Raw genomic sequence first — 264 nt, 5'->3', positions numbered from 1 at the left:
AGAAATACAATTTAGGAAGGACTCAAACGCTATCCGCATAACGAAAAGTACGTCTCGTCTGCGGAAAGCGTGATGAAAGAACAACCCGCTTAGAAGCTGGATTCTTCTTTGGTTGGATTGGCACTTTGTGTTGTTGCATCAATTTTCAAAATCAAACTGATCATCACTGCACACATAATCAGTGATGAACCTCCATAACTAATAAAAGGTAGGGTCAAACCTTTGGTTGGCAGCATCCCCATATTCATACCTGCGTTTACCAAA

Annotated in this window: 1 protein-coding gene; it reads right to left on the bottom strand. The window is 40.9% G+C overall.

Annotation, left to right across the window (positions count from 1 at the left end):
- Nucleotides 1-89 precede the first annotated feature (89 nt).
- Nucleotides 90-264: FtsW/RodA/SpoVE family cell cycle protein (locus ACKX14_RS16030; RefSeq protein WP_422449405.1), on the bottom strand; the 175-nt coding region annotated here is incomplete at its 5' end.

Origin of the sequence: Thermorhabdus hydrogeniformans, assembly GCF_049310025.1 — a bacterium.
Classification (GTDB): domain Bacteria; phylum Bacillota; class Thermosediminibacteria; order Thermosediminibacterales; family Tepidanaerobacteraceae; genus JBJYKD01.
The sequence above is the reverse complement of the archived record's forward strand: the minus strand, read 5'-3'. Positions and strand labels throughout refer to the sequence as shown.